15 protein-coding genes are annotated in these 18,711 nt (G+C 45.0%); all 15 read left to right on the top strand.

Translation table 11 applies throughout. The features are described 5' to 3' along the window. Window positions 1–3: 3 nt before the first annotated feature. Window positions 4–357: an FtsL-like putative cell division protein gene (locus BHV72_RS03920; protein ID WP_005679284.1), complete on the top strand. Its 354-nt coding sequence runs from the start codon at window positions 4–6 to the stop codon at window positions 355–357. A gap of 72 nt (window positions 358–429) precedes the next feature. Then, complete coding sequence (locus BHV72_RS03925) at window positions 430–2,559, top strand: PASTA domain-containing penicillin-binding protein (RefSeq protein WP_005682297.1); 2,130 nt, start codon at window positions 430–432, stop codon at window positions 2,557–2,559. 30 nt (window positions 2,560–2,589) lie between these two features. Continuing rightward, on the top strand, window positions 2,590–4,038 hold the full coding sequence (locus BHV72_RS03930; protein WP_005679282.1) for a UDP-N-acetylmuramoyl-L-alanyl-D-glutamate--2,6-diaminopimelate ligase: 1,449 nt from the start codon (window positions 2,590–2,592) through the stop codon (window positions 4,036–4,038). 102 nt (window positions 4,039–4,140) lie between these two features. Next, the gene (gene mraY / locus BHV72_RS03935) at window positions 4,141–5,409 is read left to right on the top strand and encodes a phospho-N-acetylmuramoyl-pentapeptide-transferase (RefSeq protein WP_005679280.1); all 1,269 of its coding nucleotides are present in this window, start codon (window positions 4,141–4,143) and stop codon (window positions 5,407–5,409) included. Window positions 5,410–5,557: 148 nt separating this feature from the next. Beyond that, window positions 5,558–6,892 carry a UDP-N-acetylmuramoyl-L-alanine--D-glutamate ligase gene (murD, locus tag BHV72_RS03940; protein ID WP_005679278.1) on the top strand — a complete coding sequence of 445 codons (1,335 nt, stop codon included), beginning with the start codon at window positions 5,558–5,560 and terminating at the stop codon, window positions 6,890–6,892. Between the two features lie 47 nt (window positions 6,893–6,939). Beyond that, window positions 6,940–8,259 (top strand): FtsW/RodA/SpoVE family cell cycle protein, encoded by a 1,320-nt coding sequence (locus BHV72_RS03945; protein ID WP_005682298.1) that lies wholly within the window; start codon window positions 6,940–6,942, stop codon window positions 8,257–8,259. 73 nt (window positions 8,260–8,332) lie between these two features. After that, window positions 8,333–9,448 carry an undecaprenyldiphospho-muramoylpentapeptide beta-N-acetylglucosaminyltransferase gene (gene murG, locus BHV72_RS03950; protein WP_022041986.1) on the top strand — a complete coding sequence of 372 codons (1,116 nt, stop codon included), beginning with the start codon at window positions 8,333–8,335 and terminating at the stop codon, window positions 9,446–9,448. Window positions 9,449–9,459: 11 nt separating this feature from the next. Next, window positions 9,460–10,836: a UDP-N-acetylmuramate--L-alanine ligase gene (gene murC, locus BHV72_RS03955; RefSeq protein WP_005679275.1), complete on the top strand. Its 1,377-nt coding sequence runs from the start codon at window positions 9,460–9,462 to the stop codon at window positions 10,834–10,836. 5 nt (window positions 10,837–10,841) lie between these two features. Further along, window positions 10,842–11,588 carry a cell division protein FtsQ/DivIB gene (locus tag BHV72_RS03960; protein ID WP_286854828.1) on the top strand — a complete coding sequence of 249 codons (747 nt, stop codon included), beginning with the start codon at window positions 10,842–10,844 and terminating at the stop codon, window positions 11,586–11,588. 6 nt (window positions 11,589–11,594) lie between these two features. Further along, the gene (gene ftsA, locus BHV72_RS03965; RefSeq protein ID WP_005679273.1) at window positions 11,595–13,040 is read left to right on the top strand and encodes a cell division protein FtsA; all 1,446 of its coding nucleotides are present in this window, start codon (window positions 11,595–11,597) and stop codon (window positions 13,038–13,040) included. Between the two features lie 58 nt (window positions 13,041–13,098). After that, window positions 13,099–14,409 carry a cell division protein FtsZ gene (gene ftsZ / locus BHV72_RS03970; RefSeq protein WP_005679272.1) on the top strand — a complete coding sequence of 437 codons (1,311 nt, stop codon included), beginning with the start codon at window positions 13,099–13,101 and terminating at the stop codon, window positions 14,407–14,409. 21 nt (window positions 14,410–14,430) lie between these two features. Beyond that, a complete protein-coding gene (locus BHV72_RS03975; protein WP_005679271.1) occupies window positions 14,431–14,880 on the top strand; it encodes a GatB/YqeY domain-containing protein in 450 nt (149 codons plus the stop codon). Between the two features lie 768 nt (window positions 14,881–15,648). Next, window positions 15,649–16,608, top strand: coding sequence for a tyrosine-type DNA invertase cluster 3b (locus tag BHV72_RS03980; RefSeq protein ID WP_286854832.1), 960 nt, complete (start codon window positions 15,649–15,651; stop codon window positions 16,606–16,608). Between the two features lie 350 nt (window positions 16,609–16,958). Next, a complete protein-coding gene (locus BHV72_RS03985) occupies window positions 16,959–17,630 on the top strand; it encodes a DUF3575 domain-containing protein (RefSeq protein WP_022041982.1) in 672 nt (223 codons plus the stop codon). 22 nt (window positions 17,631–17,652) lie between these two features. Then, a complete protein-coding gene (locus BHV72_RS03990) occupies window positions 17,653–18,711 on the top strand; it encodes a DUF3868 domain-containing protein (protein ID WP_005682365.1) in 1,059 nt (352 codons plus the stop codon).

The following is an 18,711-nucleotide window of genomic DNA, read 5'->3' on the forward strand; positions in this document are numbered from 1 at the left end:
AGTATGGAAGAAGCAGTAAACAAGAAGGCAGACGAAAGCAAGAAGAAGAAACGCACTTCACTGAAAAGTATCTTGGGCGGCGACATTCTGGCTACCGACTTTTTCCGTCGCCAGACGAAGTTGCTGGTACTGATTATGGTATTTATTATCTTCTACATCCACAACCGCTACGCCAGTCAGCAGCAGCAGATCGAGATAGACCGGTTAAAAAAAGAATTGACAGATATTAAATACGATGCGCTGACACGTAGTTCGGAACTAATGGAGAAGAGCCGCCAGTCTCGTATCGAAGAGTATATTTCAAGTAAGGAAAGCGATTTGCAGACTTCTACGAATCCTCCTTACCTTATTAAATAAGTGGAGAGTTGAAAATTGAGAGTTGAGAGTTTTTAAAAGACGAGCACTGTGGCAGTTAATAAAAAAAATATAATGACCCGTTACTTCTTCGTCATCCTTTTGATGGCGTTGATAGGCGTGGCAATTGTCGTAAAGGCTGGTATCACCATGTTTGCCGAACGACAATACTGGCAGGACGTAGCCGATCGTTTCGTTAAAGAGAACGTAACTGTGAAACCCAACCGTGGAAACATTATTTCTTCCGACGGAAAACTTATGGCAAGTTCTCTTCCCGAATACAGAATATACATGGACTTTATGTCCGGTGAAAAGGATGAAAAACGCAGAAAAAAGGATCAGGCACGGCGTGATTCTATTCTTACTGCCAATATGGATTCTATCTGCATCGGACTTCATAAGATATTCCCCGACAAAAGCGCGGCCCAATTCAAGGCGCACCTCAAGAAAGGGCGTCAGGCAAAGAGCCGTAATTACCTAATTTATCCGAAACGTATTTCTTATATACAATATAAAGAGGTAAAGAGATTACCCGTTTTCTGTTTGAACCGATACAAAGGCGGATTCAAAGAGTTGGCTTACAACCAGCGCAAAAAGCCTTTCGGTTCACTGGCTGCCCGCACGTTGGGAGATGTATATGCCGACACGGCAAAAGGAGCAAGAAATGGTATTGAGCTTGCCTTTGATACAATACTGAAAGGACGGGATGGATTGACGCACCGACAGAAGGTGATGAACAAATACCTGAATATCGTGGACGTGCCGCCGGTTGACGGCTGCGACCTGATAAGTACGATTGACGTAGGTATGCAGGATATTTGCGAGAAGGCATTGGTGGACAAGTTGAAAGAGTTGAATGCTTTTGTCGGAGTAGTTGTCTTAATGGAGGTTGCTACCGGAGAAGTGAAAGCAATCGTTAATATGACAAAAGGCAAGGACGGTAATTATTATGAAATGCGTAATAATGCGATCAGCGATATGCTTGAACCGGGTTCAACTTTCAAAACAGCCTCTATTATGGTAGCTCTTGAAGACGGGAAAATCACACCTGATTATGTGGTAGATACCGGCAACGGGCAGATGCCGATGCACGGTCGTGTAATGAAAGACTGGAATTGGCGCCGGGGAGGATATGGCAAGCTTACAGTGACCGAAATCCTGGAGGTTTCTTCTAATGTTGGCACATCTTACATCATCGATCATTTCTACGGTAGCAATCCGCAAAAATATATAGATGGACTGAGGCGAATGAGTATTGACCAACCTCTCCATTTACAGATTGCGGGAGAAGGTAAACCAAACATACGCGGGCCGAAAGAAAGAAGTTATTTCTCAAAAACAGCTCTTCCTTGGATGAGTATCGGCTACGAGACACAGGTTCCGCCCCTCAATATCCTCACATTCTATAATGCAATAGCAAACAATGGAGTAAGTATACGTCCGAAATTTGTGAAAGCAGCCGTAAAAGACGGAGAGATAGTAAAAGAATACCCAACAGAGGTTATTAACCCAAAGATTTGTTCGGACAAGACTTTGGCACAGATACGCGAAATCCTGCAAAAAGTGGTAGGAGAAGGACTCGCCAAACCCGCAGGAAGCAAGCAATTCCATGTATCCGGAAAGACTGGTACGGCACAAATATCACAGGGAGCAGCCGGATATAAAGCAGGAGTTACAAATTACCTTGTCAGTTTCTGCGGATATTTTCCTTCGGAAGCTCCCAAATACAGCATGATTGTCTCTATTCAGAAGCCCGGTCCTACCGCTTCGGGCGGTTTAATGGCCGGTAGCGTATTCAGCAAGATTGCAGAAAGAGTCTATGCAAAAGACCTCCGATTACCGCTTACCAGCGCGATTGACACAAACACCGTTGTCATCCCGCACGTGAAGGCTGGAGAGATGAGACAAACGCAACGGGTCTTGGAAGAACTGAATATCAATATACAAGGCAAGATTGCCGATTCCGGGAAAGAAGTTTGGGGAAGTACACACGCTGCTCCGCAAGCTGTTGTTTTGGAAAGTCGGGGAATCATGCAGAATTTTGTGCCGAGCGTAATCGGTATGGGAGCGAAAGATGCAGTTTATCTGTTGGAAAGCAAAGGATTGAAAGTCAATCTGGTCGGAGTGGGGAAAGTGAAAAGCCAGTCGATAGCCAACGGAACGATTATAAGGAAGGGACAGACAATTACCCTTACCATGAATTAAAAGTAAAAATAAGTATTATATAAAAAGAGTATGTTACTAAACAAGTTACTGAAAGCAATCCAACCGGTACAAGTGACCGGAGAGTCAGACATAGAAATCACCGGAATTAACATTGATTCCCGTTTAGTAGAAGCCGGACAACTGTTCATGGCTATGCGCGGTACGCAAGCTGACGGTCATGCTTATATACCTACCGCTATTGAGAAAGGAGCTGTTGCTGTTCTTTGCGAAGATATGCCGGAGGAACCGGTAGCGGGAATCACTTATATACAGGTGAAAGACAGCGAAGACGCCACAGGAAAGATTGCCACAACTTTCTATGGCGACCCGACTTCCAAAATGGAACTGGTCGGCGTCACGGGAACAAATGGAAAAACGACAATTGCCACCTTATTATATAATACATTCCGCTACTTCGGATATAAAGTGGGACTGATTTCTACCGTTTGCAATTATATCGACGATGAAGCAATTCCAACAGAACATACCACCCCCGACCCTATCACACTGAACCGGTTATTGGGAAAAATGGCGGATGAAGGATGCAAGTATGCCTTTATGGAGGTCAGTTCGCACTCTATCGCACAAAAGCGTATCAGCGGATTGAAGTTCGCAGGAGGTATCTTTACCAATCTGACCCGCGATCACCTCGACTATCACAAAACGGTGGAGAACTATCTGAAAGCCAAGAAGAAGTTCTTTGATGATATGCCGAAGAATGCATTCAGTCTGACCAATCTTGACGATAAGAACGGACTGGTAATGACACAAAATACACGTTCCAAGGTTTACACTTATTCATTAAGAAGCCTCAGCAATTTCAAAGGACGGGTACTGGAATCTCATTTCGAAGGAATGCTGCTCGATTTCAACAATCACGAGCTGGCTGTTCAATTTATCGGCAAGTTCAATGCATCCAATCTGTTGGCTGTATTCGGAGCTGCCGTATTGCTTGGCAAGAAAGAGGAAGACGTACTCGTTGCCCTTAGCACACTTCATCCGGTAGCCGGACGCTTCGATGCTGTCCGTTCACCGAAAGGAGTGACAGCAATCGTAGACTATGCACATACACCGGATGCGCTTATCAATGTATTGAATGCGATACACGGAGTGCTCGAAGGCAAAGGAAAAGTAATCACTGTGGTAGGTGCCGGTGGCAACCGCGACAAGGGCAAACGTCCTATCATGGCAAAAGAAGCAGCCAAAGCCAGTGACCGTGTGATTATCACCTCGGATAATCCCCGTTTTGAAGAGCCGCAGGACATCATCAACGATATGCTGGCAGGACTGGACGCGGAAGATATGAGAAAGACATTAAGCATTGCCGACCGTAAGGAAGCGATTCGTACTGCTTGTATGTTGGCAGAAAAGGGAGATGTAATTCTTGTTGCCGGAAAAGGGCACGAAAATTATCAGGAGATAAAAGGAGTGAAACATCATTTTGATGATAAGGAGATATTAAAGGAGATTTTTAAATAATGAAAACAATGTGCTCATACGCCAATATGCGGTTCGGCTTCGCAAACCGTCCGTAAGGAAACCGGCATATCGACACATTAATAAATTGACAATTTATTTATCATGTTATACTATCTGTTTGAATGGCTGCATAAGCTCAATTTTCCCGGGGCGGGAATGTTCGGTTACACCTCATTCCGTGCCTTAATGGCGGTCCTCATCGCATTGCTTATTTCAAGTATATGGGGTGACAAATTCATCAACCTTCTGAAGAAGAAGCAAATCACGGAGACACAACGTGATGCGAAGATTGACCCGTTCGGTGTCAACAAGGTAGGTGTGCCGAGTATGGGAGGAGTGATTATTATCGTAGCTATTCTCATTCCTTGCCTGTTGCTGGGTAAGTTGCACAATATATATATGATATTAATGTTGATTACAACTGTATGGTTGGGATCACTCGGATTTGCCGACGACTACATCAAGATCTTCCGCAAGAACAAGGAAGGTTTGCATGGTAAGTTTAAAATTATCGGGCAAGTAGGTTTGGGATTAATTGTCGGACTTACCTTGTATTTAAGTCCGGATGTGGTAATCCGTGAAAATATCGAAGTACATACTCCGGGACAGGAGATGGAAGTGATACACGGAACGAATGACTTGAAATCGACTCAAACAACGATTCCTTTCTTCAAGAGCAATAACCTCGACTATGCCGATCTGGTCTCTTTCATGGGTGAACACGCGCAGACAGCCGGGTGGATATTGTTCGTTATCATCACAATCTTCGTGGTGACCGCCGTATCAAACGGTGCCAACCTGAATGACGGAATGGATGGAATGGCCGCAGGTAATTCCGCCATAATCGGCGCCACCCTCGGTATCCTGGCATACGTATCGTCGCACATCGAGTTTGCAAGTTATCTGAACATTATGTATATTCCGGGGTCGGAAGAACTCGTAATTTATATCTGCGCCTTCATCGGTGCATTGATCGGCTTCCTGTGGTATAACGCTTATCCGGCACAAGTATTTATGGGAGATACGGGTAGCCTCACTATCGGTGGTATCATTGCCGTTTTCGCTATCATCATCCACAAAGAATTACTCATACCGATTCTTTGCGGTGTATTCCTGGTAGAGAATTTATCGGCTATCCTGCAACGGGTTTACTACAAGCTGGGAAAACGGAAAGGAGTGAAGCAGCGGTTATTCAAACGGGCACCGATCCACGACCATTTCCGTACTTCCATGAGCCTGATAGAACCGGGATGTACAGTGAAATTTACCAAGCCCGACCAATTGTTTCACGAATCAAAGATTACCGTCCGTTTCTGGATTGTAACGATTGTGCTGGCAGCAATAACAATAATAACGCTTAAGATAAGATAACCTCCGGCCCTTGTCGGTTGTCGGAAGCGGGTTTCCGTTCGGAAATCCAACGATATATAGAGAGTATTAACCCGATTATTAACTTTTAAAAGATGTGCCCAACGAGTAAGCAACTCAGCATATTGGAAACAAGAGCACATTATTGTAGATGAAAAGAATTGTAATATTAGGAGCTGGCGAAAGCGGCGCAGGTGCAGCCGTGCTTGCCAAAGTTAAAGGATTTGAGACATTTGTTTCGGACATGTCCGCTATCAAGGACAAGTATAAGGAACTTCTGGACAGCCACGCTATTGCCTGGGAAGAAGGACACCACACCGAAGAACTCATTCTGAATGCCGATGAGGTTGTCAAAAGCCCCGGTATCCCGAATGACGCTCCACTCATCCTGAAACTGAAAGCTCAAGGAACGCCGGTTATCTCAGAAATTGAGTTTGCCGGACGCTATACTGATGCCAAAATGATTTGCATCACCGGTTCTAACGGAAAAACAACCACCACTTCCCTGATTTACCATATTTTCAAGAGTGCAGGTCTGAATGTAGGTTTGGCAGGCAACATTGGCAAGAGCCTTGCTTTGCAGGTAGCCGAAGATCATCATGACTATTATATCATCGAATTGAGTTCTTTCCAGTTGGACAATATGTATAACTTCCGTGCGAATATCGCCGTATTGATGAATATCACACCGGATCATCTGGACCGCTACGACCACTGTATGCAGAATTACATTGATGCCAAATTCCGCATTACACAAAACCAGACACCGGACGACGCCTTCATCTTCTGGAATGACGACCCTATCATCAGACACGAGCTTGCCAAGCACGGTCTGAAAGCTCATTTGTATCCTTTTGCTGCCGTCAAAGAGGACGGAGCTATTGCCTATGTAGAAGACCATGAGGTAAAAATCACCGAACCGATTGCCTTTAACATGGAACAGGAAGAACTGGCATTGACAGGACAGCATAATTTATATAACTCATTAGCTGCCGGTATCTCGGCAAACCTGGCCGGCATTGCCAAAGAGAACATCCGCAAAGCTCTCTCCGACTTCAGGGGAGTGGAACATCGGTTGGAAAAAGTGGCGCGTGTCCGCGGCATTGATTTTATCAATGACTCAAAAGCGACGAATGTCAACTCCTGCTGGTATGCCCTGCAAAGCATGACTACCAAAACGGTATTGATTCTCGGCGGCAAAGACAAAGGCAACGACTATACTGAGATCGAGGATTTGGTACGTGAAAAGTGCTCTGCCCTGGTATACCTGGGACTCCACAACGAGAAACTCCATGACTTCTTCGACCGCTTCGGTTTGCCCGTAGCTGATGTACAAACCGGAATGAAGGATGCCGTAGAAGCAGCCTACAAACTGGCAAAGAAAGGTGAAACCGTATTATTAAGCCCTTGCTGCGCTTCTTTCGACCTCTTCAACAGTTATGAAGACCGTGGCGACCAGTTCAAGAAATACGTAAGGGAGTTGTAATACGAAGAAAGCCGTAATGTTGTAATCAATAATTCGTAATAGACAAAGTGGATTTATTAAAGAACATATTCAAAGGCGACAAGGTAATCTGGATTATTTTCCTCTGTCTCTGCCTCATCTCAATCATTGAGGTGTTTTCGGCAGCTTCGACACTGACCTACAAAAGTGGTGACCACTGGGGACCGATTACACAGCATTCCATCATCCTAATGGTAGGTGCCGTAGTAGTGGTGTTTCTGCACAATGTCCCCTACAAATGGTTTCAGGTATTTCCGGTATTTCTATATCCGGTTTCCCTTGTTCTATTGGCATTCGTCACGTTAATGGGTATCATTACGGGCGACCGTGTCAACGGAGCAGCCCGCTGGATGACTTTCATGGGATTACAGTTCCAACCGTCGGAACTAGCCAAAATGGCTGTCATCATTGCAGTTTCGTTTATCCTGTCGAAGAAACAGGATGAATATGGCGCCAATCCCAAAGCCTTTAAATACATCATGATTCTTACCGGACTGGTCTTCATACTTATTGCACCGGAAAACCTGTCAACGGCTATGCTGTTATTCGGTGTAGTGTGCATGATGATGTTCATCGGACGGGTATCTGCAAAAAAACTGTTCGGAATGCTGGGATTGCTGGCACTTGTAGGTGGGGTCGCCGTAGGAATACTAATGGCTATCCCTGCCAAGACACTGCACAACACTCCGGGACTCCACCGTTTCGAAACCTGGCAGAACCGTGTTTCCGGCTTCTTCGATAAGGAAGAGGTTCCCGCCGCCAAGTTCGATATTGATAAAGACGCACAGATTGCACATGCACGTATTGCCATTGCCACCAGCCACGTAGTAGGCAAAGGTCCGGGAAACTCCATACAACGCGACTTCCTCAGCCAGGCTTTTTCTGACTTTATCTTCGCTATTGTAGTCGAAGAAATGGGACTGATAGGAGGCATATTCGTGGTCTTCCTTTATCTATGGCTATTGATGCGCGCCGGACGAATCGCACAGAAATGCGAACGGACTTTCCCCGCCTTCCTCGTCATGGGTATTGCCTTACTGCTAGTATCACAGGCCATATTGAACATGATGGTTGCCGTCGGACTATTCCCCGTCACGGGACAGCCGTTGCCTCTGGTCAGCAAGGGAGGAACAAGTACGTTGATTAACTGCGCTTATATCGGAATGATATTAAGCGTGAGCCGATATACCGCTCATCTGGAAGAACAGAAAGAGCATGATGCACAACTTCAACTGCAAATTGAAACAAATGCCGCAGATTCCGAAGCACAGGCGGCTGCCGAACCGACAGCACAGATTCTGAACAGCGACGCCAAGTTTGAAGATGAAAATGATATCAATAAAGGGTGAACAAGATCTGTAAACGATGAATGGTGAATGATGAACGGTAAACGGAGAACAACGGATAGAAGAAAGGATTATTATGGAAAAAGAACTTAGAATCATCATTAGCGGTGGAGGTACAGGAGGACATATTTTCCCGGCTGTTTCCATTGCGAACGCTATAACGGAACTGCGTCCTGACGCAAAGATACTCTTTGTAGGAGCCGAAGGGCGTATGGAGATGCAGCGGGTTCCCGATGCAGGCTACGAAATCATCGGTCTGCCGATAGCGGGATTTGACCGCAAACGCTTATGGAAGAATGTAGCTGTACTCGTGAAGTTGGCACGCAGCCAATGGAAAGCACGAAGCATTATCAAAAACTTCCGCCCGCAAGTGGCAGTCGGTGTAGGCGGATACGCCAGTGGTCCTACATTAAAGACAGCCGGCATGATGGGAGTTCCTACTTTAATCCAAGAACAGAACTCGTATGCAGGAGTTACCAATAAGTTGCTTGCACAGAAAGCGAGAAAGATTTGCGTTGCTTATGACGGAATGGAGAAGTTCTTCCCTGCCGACAAGATTATCATGACGGGAAATCCGGTCCGCCAGAATCTGACGAAGGACATACCTTCTAAAGAGGATGCACTACACTCTTTCCACTTACAGCCGGATAAAAAAACAATCCTGATTGTAGGCGGCAGCTTAGGAGCAGGTACTATCAACAAAACGCTGACCACCGGACTGTCTGCTATCAAAGAGAACAGTGATGTCCAGTTTATCTGGCAAACCGGGAAATACTATTATCCGCAAGTAACGGAAGCCGTAAAAGCGGCGGGAGAAAACCCGAATTTATATGTGACGGATTTCATCAAGGATATGGCAGCAGCGTATGCAGCGGCCGATCTTGTAATCTCCCGTGCCGGAGCCGGTTCTATTTCCGAATTCTGCCTTTTGCACAAGCCGGTTATCCTGGTACCTTCGCCCAACGTAGCAGAAGACCACCAGACCAAAAACGCACTGGCATTGGTAAACAAGCAAGCGGCCATTTATGTAAAAGACAGTGAAGCGGAAACCAATTTATTGGATGTAGCCCTGTCTACAGTCAAAGATGAACAGAAACTGAAAGAACTAAGTGAAAATATTGCCAGATTAGCTTTACCCGATTCTGCAAAAATCATTGCACAGGAGGTTATCAAACTGGCGGAAAAAGAATAATAAAAAAAGCAATGAATATAGAAACGATAAAATCAGTCTATTTCGTAGGTGCCGGCGGCATCGGAATGAGTGCACTTGTACGTTACTTCCTTTTCAAAGGCAAAGTAGTGGCAGGCTACGACCGTACCCCTACTCCACTGACTGAAACCCTGATCGCCGAAGGCGCACAAATACATTACGAAGAAAACATCGACCTGATTCCGGAAGCCTGTAAGGACAAGGAAAGTACGCTCGTCGTATTCACTCCCGCCGTTCCGCAGGAACACGAAGAACTGGTTTATTTCCGTAACAACGGATTCGAAATACAGAAACGCGCCCAAGTGCTGGGAACAATCACTCATTCGAGCAAAGGCTTATGCGTAGCAGGAACTCATGGCAAGACCACCACGTCGACCATGACTGCCCACCTGCTCCACCAGTCGCACGTGGAATGTACCGCCTTCCTCGGAGGAATCTCAAAGAACTACGGCACCAACTTGCTGCTTTCTCAAAAAAGCCCTTACACGGTCATTGAAGCAGACGAGTTCGACCGTTCTTTCCATTGGCTATCCCCTTATATGTCCGTTATCACGGCCACAGATCCCGACCATTTGGATATTTACGGTACAGAACAGGCCTATCTGGAAAGTTTCGAGCATTACACAACTCTCATTCAACCGGGCGGCGCATTGATTATCCGTAAAGGCATCTCCCTACAACCGAAAGTGCAACCCGGCGTCCGTGTCTATAACTATTCACGTGACGAAGGAGACTTCCATGCCGAAAACATCCGCATCGGAAACGGAGAAATATTCATCGACTTCGTAGCCCCGGATACCCGGATCAACGACATCCAGTTAGGAATCCCGGTAAGTATCAACATTGAGAACGGAGTAGCTGCCATGGCATTGGCACACCTGAACGGAGTGACCGATGAAGAAATCAAAAAAGGCATGGCCAGCTTCCGCGGAGTAGACCGCCGGTTCGACTTCAAGATAAAGAACGACCGGGTAGTCTTCCTGAGCGACTATGCACATCATCCCTCTGAAATCAAACAGAGCGTGTTGTCCATGCGCGAACTCTATAAGGACAAGAAGATCACAGCTATCTTCCAGCCACATCTATATACCCGCACACGCGACTTTTATCAAGACTTTGCCGACAGCCTCTCGCTGCTCGACGAAGTAATTCTGGTAGATATCTATCCGGCACGCGAAGCACCGATTCCGGGCATCACCAGCAAACTGATTTATGATAACCTCCGCCCGGGTATCGAAAAAAGTATGTGTAAAAAAGAAGATATACTGAACATTCTGAAAGATAAAAACATTGAAGTATTAATTACTCTGGGAGCAGGAGACATCGACAACTATGTCCCCGAAATATGTAAAATCCTCGAAAACCGATAAAGCTTATGGTAAAGAGAGTCCTTCTATCCATTGTCATGCTGGCGCTCATAGCCTACCTTATCGTAGCTATCACCGCCTTCAACCGCAAGCCTGCCGACCAGACCTGCCGTGACATGGAACTTGTCATCAAGGATACCGCTTACGCCGGCTTCATCACTAAAGACGAGCTGAAAGGGATCCTTCAGCAAAAAGGGATCTACCCTATCGGAAAGAAAATGGAACGTATCTCTACCAAATCATTGGAACGGGAACTGAGCAAGCACCCGCTCATCGACCAGGCAGAGTGTTACAAAACTCCCAGCGGCAAAGTTTGCGTAGAAGTAACCCAACGCATCCCTATCCTCCGGGTGATGAGTTCCAACGGCGAGAATTACTATCTCGACAACAAAGGAACTGTGATGCCGCCGGAGGCAAAATGCGTCGCCCACCGGGTAATTGTCACCGGAAACGTAGAAAAGTCGTTTGCAATGAAGGATTTATATAAGTTTGGTGTATTTTTGCATAACAATAAGTTCTGGGATGCTCTGATAGAACAAATCCACGTGTTGCCCGACCGCAACATCGAACTGGTTCCCCGTGTGGGAGACCACCTCGTCTATCTCGGCAAACTGGACAACTTTGAAGACAAGCTGGCACGTCTGAAAGAGTTTTATAAGAAAGGACTCAATCAGGTAGGCTGGAATAAATATTCACGCATCAACCTCGAGTTCAGCAACCAGATAATTTGTACGAAACGAGAAAATAAAAAATAAAGAGATATGGCAACAACAGAATTTATCGCCGCTATTGAACTTGGTTCATCGAAGATAACCGGTGTGGCCGGAAAAAAGAACAGTGACGGAAGTATGCAGGTATTAGCGTATGCCCAGGAAGACTCTTCTACGTTTATCCGTAAAGGGGTGATCTTCAACCTGGACAAGACGGCGCAAAGCCTGACTTCTATCATTAACCGACTGGAAGGTGAGTTGAAGAACTCAATTGCCAAAGTATATGTAGGCATCGGCGGACAGTCACTCCGCACAGTCCGTAATGTAGTAAGTCGCGATCTGGAAGAAGAAGCTATCATATCGGAAGAACTCGTAAGCGCTATCGGCGACGAGAACATTGCCGTTCCGGTGGTCGACATGGATATATTGGACGTAGCCCCGCAGGAATACAAGGTCGGCAACAACCTGCAAGCCAATCCGGTGGGCCTGGTAGGTAGCCACATCGAGGGACGCTTCCTCAATATCGTAGCCCGCACCTCTGTCCGAAAGAATCTGGAGCACTGCTTCCAACAGGCGAAAATCGACATTGCCGACCAATTGATCGCTCCGTTGGTAACTGCCAATGCCGTACTGACCGAAAGCGAACGTCGTTCAGGTTGTGCGCTCGTTGACTTCGGAGCAGATACAACCACTATCTCTGTATATAAAAACAATATACTCCGCTTCCTGACAGTACTACCGTTGGGAGGAAACAGTATCACCCGTGACATCACTTCCCTGCAAATGGAGGAAGAAGAAGCGGAACGTCTGAAAAAAGCATACGGAGACGCCTTCTACGAGGAGGAGGAAGATCAGGAAGAAGCTACCTGCAAACTGGATGACGACAGCCGCACGATCAAAGTAAGCGACCTCAACAATATCGTCGAAGCCCGTGCAGAAGAAATCATTGCCAATGTTTGGAATCAGGTTCAGCTATCCGGCTACGAAGACAAGCTGCTGGCAGGAATCATCATGACAGGAGGAGCCGCCAACCTGAAGAATCTGGACGAAATGTTGCGCAAACGCAGCAAGATAGAAAAGATCAGAATGGCGAAACTTCCACGTAATACAGTCCATGCTCCAAGCAACGTACTGAAAAAGGATGGTTCGCAGAACACACTGTTCGGCCTCCTGTTCGAAGGAAACCAGAACTGTTGTCTGACGGAAACTGCTGCTCCGCAGTCTCCCGTAACTCCGAAACCGGAACCGGAAGTACACAAAACTGTCGATATGTTTGAGGACGACCAGGAACTGAAAGAACAAGCCCGCATCGCCCGGCTCAAGAAAGAGGAAGAAGAAAGAGAGGCCAAGATAGCAGCTAAGGAAGCAGAAAAACTTCGCAAGCAGAAGGAAAAAGAAGAGAAAGAAAGAAGGAAAAGAGAAGCCGGTCCGAGCTGGATTCAGCGCAAGATCGACTCGTTGACGAAAGAGATATTCTCTGACGACGACATGAAATAACTCTCCGAAACGAAGCTTGTAATTTATAATTAGTAATCAGCAATAACCTATAAGAATTATGGACGAGATAGTACAATTCGATTTCCCGACAGACTCACCGAAGATCATTAAAGTAATTGGTGTAGGTGGTGGTGGCGGTAACGCCGTAAACCACATGTACCGGGAAGGCATACATGACGTGACGTTCGTTCTTTGCAATACGGACAATCAGGCACTGGCGGAATCACCCGTTCCGGTGAAACTGCAACTGGGCCGTAGCATCACCCAAGGGCTTGGAGCCGGCAACCGTCCCGAACGGGCACGCGACGCCGCCGAAGAAAGTATAGAAGACATCCGCAACCAATTGAACGACGGCACCAAAATGGTATTTATCACCGCCGGAATGGGAGGAGGAACCGGAACCGGAGCCGCCCCCGTCATTGCCCGCATCGCGAAGGAAATGGATATTCTAACGGTCGGCATTGTCACCATTCCATTCATCTTCGAAGGAGAAAAGAAAATCATTCAGGCACTGGACGGCGTAGAACGCATTGCCCAACATGTTGATGCCTTACTGGTTATCAACAATGAACGCCTGCGCGAAATATATGCCGACCTTACTTTTATGAATGCTTTCGGCAAAGCTGATGACACACTTTCCATTGCTGCCAAGAGTATCGCCGAGATTATTACGATGCGTGGTACAGTCAACTTGGACTTTGCCGATGTGAAGACTATTTTGAAAGATGGTGGTGTGGCAATTATGAGTACCGGATTCGGCGAAGGTGAGAATCGTGTCACCAAAGCTATCGACGACGCCCTGCACTCTCCGCTGCTCAACAATAACGATATTTTCAATGCCAAGAAGGTAATGCTGAACGTTTCTTTCTGCCCGTCGTCCGAGTTGATGATGGAGGAGATGAACGAAATACACGAGTTCATGAGCAAATTCCGCGAAGGTGTGGAAGTCATCTGGGGGGTTGCTATTGACAATTCATTGGAAACGAAGGTTAAGATTACCGTACTTGCCACCGGATTCGGCGTAGAAGACGTTCCCGGCATGGATAGCTTGCACGCTGCACGCAGCCAGGAAGAGGAAGAACGCCAATTACAACTTGAAGAGGAAAAGGAGAAAAACAAAGAACGTATCCGCAAAGCATACGGAGAAAGCGCCAGCGGCATCGGCAGCAAGAGCTTACGCAAACGCCGCCACATCTACCTCTTTAATACAGAGGACTTGGATAACGATGATATCATCGCCATGGTAGAAGATTCTCCTACTTATCAGCGCGACAAGACGACTCTAACCAAAATCAGGACAAAAGCCGCCCTTGAAGAGGAAGTAGCTACGGAAGAAGCTATGGACGACAACGGAGTTATCACTTTCTAAATTAACTTATAACATAAAGATATGGATTTATTTGATCAGGTCAGCGAAGACATTAAAAACGCAATGAAGGCGAAAGACAAAGTAGCCCTCGAAACTTTGAGAAATATAAAGAAGTTCTTTTTGGAAGCAAAAACCGCTCCGGGTGCCAACGATACATTGACGGACGATGCAGCTCTGAAAATCATCCAGAAACTAGTGAAACAAGGAAAAGACTCTGCCGAAATTTATATAGGACAAGGACGTCAAGACCTTGCAGATACAGAATTGGCACAAGTCGCTGTAATGGAAAAGTTCCTTCCGAAACAAATGACCGCTGAAGAGCTGGAAGCTGCACTGAAGGAAATTATTGCCGAGACAGGTGCTACCAGTGGAAAAGACATGGGCAAAGTTATGGGAGTTGCCTCCAAAAAATTGGCAGGACTTGCGGAAGGACGTGCTATTTCTGCCAAAGTAAAAGAGCTTTTGGGATAAATTCCCACTCTTTACAAGAGATTTTATTGGTTCTTCGTCAAATTTGGTGGTAATTTAACCAGTCGGTGGTATCTCCATTCCCCTCCTTCGGGAAGGAGAATGTTGAATACTATCGATTATCAAATTATTATTTTCCTAATTAATTTTACCACCAAATTTGAAGCAGAACTATTTTATTTCAGTTTTATCTTGCACCTTACACTAATCATGGGTTATCTATTTGATTAATAGCAGCATAATCCAGTGCAAGATACCGTTGCAGATGTGTGCAAGATGTTTTTACCTTACACACATCTGCAACTTTTTTTTATAGTGGGAAAACTACTCCCACACTTACCTTCCCAATAAAGACATACGGATAAAGCATTAGTTCAGAGTGTTGAAACACTTTGTTTCAGCAGCTTGAAACAAAATGTTTAGTGCCTTGAAACAATATATTTATCGGTGTGAAACAAAGTGTTTCTCTACGGGAAACAAATCTTGGCATGGCTGATTAAACAGCCCCAACCGACATTCGCCGTTTCAAAACCCGACAGTAGCAATTATGATCCCTCAAATTAAAACAATCACCAATATAAGGAATCCATTCCTTTTAGTTATGGAGATAATGATAAAAATAATCGAACAAACTTATTTTCCTCATTATCAATCCGGAACAAAATTTCAGAAAAAATGTATGGTATCCGAAGATATTTCATAGGTGTTAACAACAAAAAAGATAACTACTTTGGTTATAGTCTCTGACTAATATGTAAAATAAACAAGCTTATGAAACAAAAAGGTAATAAAAAAGGGTTTACCGGATGTGCCCAAGCCTATATCCGGAAGTTACAAGAAGAAGGTCGCTTTTCGACAGCGCACGTATATAAAAATGCGGTTCTTTCATTCACCAAATTTTGCACTACTCCCAACATTGCATTCGGACAGATCACCCGCGATAATCTGAGACGATACGGACAGTATCTCTATGAACACGGGCTAAAGCCGAACACCGTATCGACATATATGCGTATGTTACGCAGTATATATAATCGTGGCGTAGAAGCAGGTATTGCCCGCTTCATTCCCCGGCTGTTCCGGGATGTGTACACAGGTGTAGATGTACGCCAAAAGAAAGCACTACCTGCCGGCGAATTGCATACGCTTCTCTATAAGCCTCCTCACTCCGAGCACCTGAAGCAGACACAAGCCATCGCACGGCTGATGTTTCAATTTTGCAGCATGCCATTCGCAGACTTCGCACATTTAGAGAAATCGGCATTAGAACATGGGATCCTCAGGTACAACCGCATAAAAACGGGTACGCCCATGAGCCTCGAAATTCTGGATGTATCAAAGCAAGAAATGAATAAGTTACGCAATAACAACTCACCGAAAGAAAATTATCCGGACTATCTATTTAATATAATGAAAGGTGACAAACAACGGAAAGATGAAGCTATTTATAAGGAATACCAGTCTGCACTCCGCCGGTTCAATAATCAACTGAAAAGCCTGTCAAGAGAATTACGCCTAAAATCAACCGTCACTTCATATACTCTACGACATTCCTGGGCAACAAACGCAAAATATCAAGGAATCTCCATTGAGATGATTAGCGAATCACTAGGACACAAATCCATAAGGACCACGCAGACTTATTTGAAGGGGTTCGGATTAAAAGAAAGGACAGAGGCCAACAAATTGAATTGTTCTTACATCGAATCTTATAAAGCAAGTAATTATTAACTCATAACACTCTAGATACAAACACTTTACCTTATCTGTTACTTCTTAGGTAACGGAATTCTGATATTAGGACATGAACGTGCAAAGTAAAAATAGGATAAAGACAGCGGTCTTTTATAAATAAAATATACTTAGCTGCTTTCGGATGGAAAATTGTTCGGTGGTCAGCAATAGAAAGTTGGAACATGAAAAGAAGAATGCTTCATGTTCTTGCCTGTTATTTTATTTTTTCAAAGAAAAAACTAAAATAAAGTATGATTCATTTGGATTGTGAGATTCTTTTTATATATCTTTGTGCCATATTTATATCCGTTACCTAAGAAGTAACAGATACACATAAACAAAAAATTATGACACACAAGCCTAAAATCAATAAATATCTGTGGCTATCTGCCGGCAAAAGTTGGAGATTTACGACAAGCACAAGACATAAGCTGGTCGTCCTTTTTGTCTTTGCTTTATGCATCCTGCCCGCAAACCTCTGCGGACAAAGTTTGGCCATCAAAAGCAATCTGCTTTATGACCTTACTACCTCACTCAATTTAGGAGGAGAAATCCGTTGTGACGATACACACACTTTCAGCCTTTCTGTCAATTACAACCCATGGAATTTCAGTGGAAACAAAAAGATGAAGCATTTCCTCGTGCAACCGGAATACCGCAAATGGCTGAACGAGGCATTTACAGGAAGTTTTATCGGCTTACAAGTTCACTACGCCTTATACAATTTTGGGGGAATGCTCCCTTGGGGATTCGGAAACGGGAAAATGCTGGGCATAGAAAACCGACAAATTGCCAACAACCGTTATCAAGGCAATCTGGCAGGATTCGGGATTTCCTACGGCTATCAATGGATGATTAGCCCGCAATGGAATATGGAAGCAGGAATATCGCTGGGATATGCCCATCTCAACTATAAACGATACGGACAACCCGCAGGTGCTCCCCTGATAGAAAAATCAAACTGTAACTATTGGGGGCCTACACAAATAGGGATATCAGTCGTGTATTTCATCCAATAATTCAACCTAATAAACGCATAAAATGAAAACGAAAACATTCATCCTACTCAGCTTATTGATATGCAATCTGCTTCCGGCCCAAAACGTCAAGCTGGATATCAAACCCCACTTCCTCGGAGTACGGGCAGACTCATTATTCGTATCAATGGACATATCAGTAGAAATAGAGGACATGAACCCGAAAAACGCCGTCATACTGACCCCCATTCTAACCGGGCAAGACCGGAAAATATTATTACCGGCCATACAACTGAACGGTAAACAGAAACAAAAATTATATGTACGCAACCAGATACTACGTAAAAAGAAAAACAGTAAGGAAAGCAATACAGCATACCTTGTGACAGGCATTGATGATGAACATTCGCGTACCATAGCCTATCAAACCTCACTACCGGCAGAGCAGTGGATGAATGATGCCGCGCTCTATCTGAGAAGAACGATTGTCAGACCGGAAAGCGAACAGACTCTAAAAGATACATTAATTCTCGCACCACAATATGCAGTGCTTCCACCCAATGTAACGGCAACCGATATACCGGCTCAGGAAATATCTGCCACGACGATGTCCACCAATAGTATGCCCTCCATTTCGCCTACTCCGGTTAATAAAAAACTGAAGTATAAAGGTTCATATATTTCTCCGGCTTCGGACGACGTAGATATCCGCAATCAAAAAGAACTGAACTTCAATCTTGAAGAGGCCAAAATTATGGCTGATATCAATCCGCAGATGTTATCGCTCCGTGAATTATATACGGTAGCATTGTCATACGCGGACAATAAAACGAAATTCTATCAGATTATCAATATCAGTGTCAAGCTGTATCCCGTACATCCCGTTGCCAACCTTAATGCCGCTGCCGCCGCCATTGAACAGGGAGATACGAAATCGGCAAGCAAATTCCTTTCAATGGCACTACACGAGGGACTGGCCTATAAAAGTTGCCGGGGAGTATATGAATTGATGACCGGAAACACGTATGAAGGTATCCGTATATTGAAAGCAGCCAAAGCTGAAGGTTCTGAAGAAGCCGCATATAATCTGAATGTTTTTTTTGAGAACAATAAACGTCCTTAA

The organism is Bacteroides sp. 43_46, from assembly GCF_001915455.1.
In the GTDB taxonomy this organism is placed as follows: Bacteria; Bacteroidota; Bacteroidia; order Bacteroidales; family Bacteroidaceae; genus Bacteroides; species Bacteroides caccae.